1 protein-coding gene and 2 pseudogenes are annotated in these 4,156 nt (G+C 47.5%); 1 reads left to right on the plus strand and 2 read right to left on the minus strand.

Features of this window, described 5'->3' with window-relative positions; all coding sequences use genetic code 11:
* Positions 1-158: 158 nt before the first annotated feature.
* Positions 159-403: pseudogene (locus AAC083_RS18505) on the plus strand (integrase core domain-containing protein); the annotation flags it as partial.
* A gap of 71 nt (positions 404-474) precedes the next feature.
* Here the strand turns inward: AAC083_RS18505 and AAC083_RS18510 are convergent.
* Both AAC083_RS18510 and AAC083_RS18515 read right to left on the minus strand, forming a co-directional pair.
* Entirely contained in the window at positions 475-3,168 is a 2,694-nt protein-coding gene (locus tag AAC083_RS18510) for a cation-transporting P-type ATPase (RefSeq protein WP_108537381.1), read from the minus strand.
* Positions 3,169-3,488: 320 nt separating this feature from the next.
* Positions 3,489-3,923 (minus strand): annotated as a pseudogene (locus AAC083_RS18515) (IS5 family transposase); the annotation flags it as partial.
* Positions 3,924-4,156 lie beyond the last annotated feature (233 nt).

The following is a 4,156-nucleotide window of genomic DNA, read 5'->3' on the forward strand; positions in this document are numbered from 1 at the left end:
CTTGGTCTACCTGTCAGAAAGCTCCGAGTGTAGCGGTCACCTGGGGCTGGAGAAGTCATGACTTGCTGGCTGATTTGGGCAACAACGCCGTTAAATAATATAGATTAGTCTGAATATTAACTTAATAATGCCACACGTCAAATATGTAGGGGGAAAATCGCATGACCCAGAGCATGAATCGGCGTGGCAACTGTTAGAATTACGCACTTATGGAAAGGTTGTTCAGAAGTCTTAAAACGGAGTGGCTCCCGGCAGCGGGCTCCATGAGCCTGCGGGAAGCGAAGCGGGATATCAGTTACTACCTGATAGATGACTACAACTAGCAGCGTCCGCATCAACACAATGACAGGATACCGCAGCAGAAGCTGAACATCAGCCTAACCGGGGGGCCGGATTTAGTTGACTACTATAGACAGCCAGTTTACCAGAAAGGGCGACCAACTTGATCGCCCCTTCTATTATCGTAGTACTACATTACGCCTTTTTGGACTTTCTAAATATGTATTTTTCAAGTTCAACGATGAGGAAAACAATGAAACCGAACAGGATACAAATACCCCATTGAGTCATGCTTAACGGTGTACTGCCAAACCATCTGTTCATCATCGGTAAATAGACATAGGCGAGTTGCAGTAACAGTAAAGTACCAACCATTAACCAAGCAACCTTATTGCTAAGGAGTCGAGAGAGGCTTAGGCTGGAAACTTCGATATACCGACTATTAAACAGATAGAACGTTTGTGCCAATACGAGAGCATTGAGTGCCATGGTTTTAGCGATAGCATCGGATGATCCCGAGGCCAGTTCAAATGCAAATAGACTCATAGTTAAAACGCCGATCAGCGTAGATACTATAGCCACACGCAACAGGAAAGGCGCACTGATAATTGATGTTCCAGGTTTACGTGGAGGGCGACTCATCAAATTCGGCTCACTGGGCTCAAATGCCAGTGCAAGTGCCAGAGTGACGGCTACTACCATATTAACCCATAAAATCTGAACAGGGGTCAAAGGAAGTGTCAATCCAAGCAGAACTGAAAAGAGCATTACAAAACCTTGCGCACCATTGGTTGGCAGAATAAAAAGCAAGGATTTTTGAATGTTATCGTAAATGGTTCTTCCTTCTTCAATCGCTTTTTCAATAGAAGAGAAGTTATCATCGGCGAGTACTATATCGGCGGCATCTTTTGTGGCTTCAGTTCCCTTAATACCCATAGCGATACCCACGTCCGCGCGCTTTAGCGCTGGAGCATCATTCACGCCATCCCCCGTCATGGCAACAACCTCCCCCCGAGCTTGCAGAGCCATTACAAGGCGAAGCTTATGCTCTGGGCTGGTTCTGGCAAAGATATCACAACTGCCCGCCAGTTGTTGTAACTCCTCGTCACTTGCGACCTCAAGCTGATCACCAGTCACCACCTTTATCGTCTCGGCATTACCAATGCCCATCTCAATACCTATTGCCTTAGCGGTATCTGCATGGTCTCCAGTAATCATTTTTACCCGAATCCCGGCTTTATGGCATTCTGAGATGGCAGCTATTGCTTCAGGCCTCGGTGGATCAACAATACCGATCAAACCGACAAAAACCATTTCTTGTTCAAGGTCACTCAACTCTAATGTACTTTTACTGGAAGGCACCACACATGTAGCGGCAGCGAGGACACGCAACCCTTGGCGTCCCAACATTTCAACTTGCTGATGCCAGTATGAGGCGTTGATCACCTCAGTTGCTCCATTTGCATTCAGCTCTGTTTTACAGCGTTCGATTAGACGGTCCGGTGCCCCTTTCAAGAGAATTTTCCGTTCACCAGACGGCGTATCGTTTAAGGTTGCCATGAATTTGTTTGATGATTCAAATGGAATAGCGGCCAGGCGAACGTAGCCAGTAGCATCAAAAGATGCTTTATTGCCAAGAACACGCAGAGCAGCCTCAGTTGGTTCACCTACGATTCGCCACTCATCGTTCTCCATTATCACATGAGTATCATTGGCAACAGACACCACTTCTAGCAGTGCAGATAAACATGGGGCATTGGATATAACTACTTTCTTATCAGCGATAGTTATATCGCCTATCGGTTGGTATCCATCCCCACTCACATCATATTGTCCACACCGGGTGAGCACTTTCTGTGCTGTCATTTCATTGCGCGTCAAGGTACCGGTTTTGTCTGAACAGATAACAGTAATTGCACCAAGCGTTTCGACAGCGGTTAGTTTACGGGTGATGGCATTACGCCGAGCCATACGCTGAACACCTATAGCAAGGGTAATGGTCAGAATAGTGGGTAGACCTTCTGGAATGGCTGCCACCGCAAAGCCAATTGCAGCCATAAAAACCTCTGCTATCCCTTGGCCATGGAACAGCACACCAATAATCAGCATTAGCGCCAGCATGGATAGGACAACCCATGCCAAGGATTTACTAAAACGATCCATCTGTTTTGTTAACGGAGTATCCAGAGTCTCGACTTCAGTGATCATTCGACTGATTTGACCAATCTCAGTTAAAGCACCTATTGCCGTAACGACTCCAACACCGCGTCCAGCAGAAACCATTGAGCCTGAATAGGCCATACAGGATCGATCACCAAGCGGAGAGTCTGTGGCCATCGCCGCAGTCCCCTTATCTGCGGGTACCGATTCACCTGTCAGTGCCGACTCTTCTATCCGCAGCCCTGTGGCTTCCATTAAGCGGAGGTCGGCAGGGACTCTATCGCCAGATTTCAATCTTACAATGTCGCCAACCACCAACTCATCAGCATTAATTTCATCCCATTTATGATCTCGTAGCACCTGAGCACGGGAAGAGAGCATATTGCGGATCCCGGCTAAGGCAGTCTCTGCTTTCCCTTCCTGTACGAAACTGACAATCGCGTTAAGGACGACGACCCCGACAATTACCCAAGTATCAACCCAGTGTCCTAGAAATGCGGTTGCGATTGCTGCTGCAAGGAGGACATAGACCAGCATATCTTTGAAGTGGCTAATGAAGCGAACAAAAGCTGACTTGCCCTCCGGCTCTGGGAGCTTATTTGGGCCATATAACTTTAGTCGCCGTTGTGCTTCATTACTTTCCAAGCCATTTTCGGTAGCGTTCAACGCTGTTAGCGTACTAGCAACATCAAGGGAATAAGGTTTTAGCAACTCATCTTTTTCAATCATAAATTCACCTTAAAATTAACACTGAGGCAGCCTAATAATATGTTACAGTTTCATATAAAGCCAAGTTAGTCCTTCTCAAAAGCATTTCGGTTAATTCATCCAAGCCAATATTGCCAAGTCATGGCTCATACACAAGAACTTTAGCAGCAACTAATTGAAATAGACATGAAAAAGGCTTCGTTTATGAGCTAATCGGCGCTGTTTACCAAATCGATACGGTTTGAATGGAACTAACTGAAAACATAGCGATTAGACCTGATCGGCGTTGTTTCCCAAATCAGCCGTAAGAATGCAGCTTCCCCAGCCCCAAGTGACCGTTACACCCGGCGCTTTTCAGCGGCGTGTTTTCTGACTTGCCACTCGCCGTCGCCAAACACCTTTAGACCAGTTGAATCGATAACCAGATCGGTGATGCGCCCCCTGGAGGGCTGCCGATAGGCCACCTTCACCGTGCGGGCCCGCTTGCTGACACAGCGATAGTCCGGCGTACACAGCGGCACATTCATCAACGCGAACAAAGCGTCGAGTAGCCTCTGGGTCGCTCGCAGAGTGAGGCTGAAAATCCCCTTGAGTATCAGAAAGGTGCAGATGGTCTGGTCGGTGTAGCGCTGGCTACGTCCCCGTCGCCCGTAATGGTCTTGGTGAAACCAGTTGTCGATGGCATCTGCATCAACCCAGAAGGTGAGAGAGTCACGGTCAATCAGAGACTTGTTGTATTGATGCCAGTTGGTGATGGGGTGAAGCGACTTGCCCATGATGCAGACTTGAAGGGAATGGTGGTGATCAGATCACCGCGCCCTCAGTTAGTGCCATTCAAGCTGCATCGATTTGGGAAACCACGAGGCTGTAAGGTGTCTAGGGAGCTGGGGCTACTTCAGAAAAGATCGGTACTTATCAGATATAAGTTCCGTCACAAGCAATAAGTTGCTCATAATTTGGATAAAAATGCCAAAAGAGCAACTTTATGCAGTTGCATGCTCTGATTGAG

It is taken from the genome of Aeromonas sp. HMWF014 (assembly GCF_963878295.1).
GTDB lineage: Bacteria > Pseudomonadota > Gammaproteobacteria > Enterobacterales > Aeromonadaceae > Aeromonas > Aeromonas popoffii.

Excerpts from the sequence above, each read along its gene's own strand:
- AAC083_RS18510 (WP_108537381.1), bottom strand. The coding sequence starts at position 3,168 with ATGATTGAAAAAGATGAGTTGCTAAAACCTTATTCCCTTGATGTTGCT.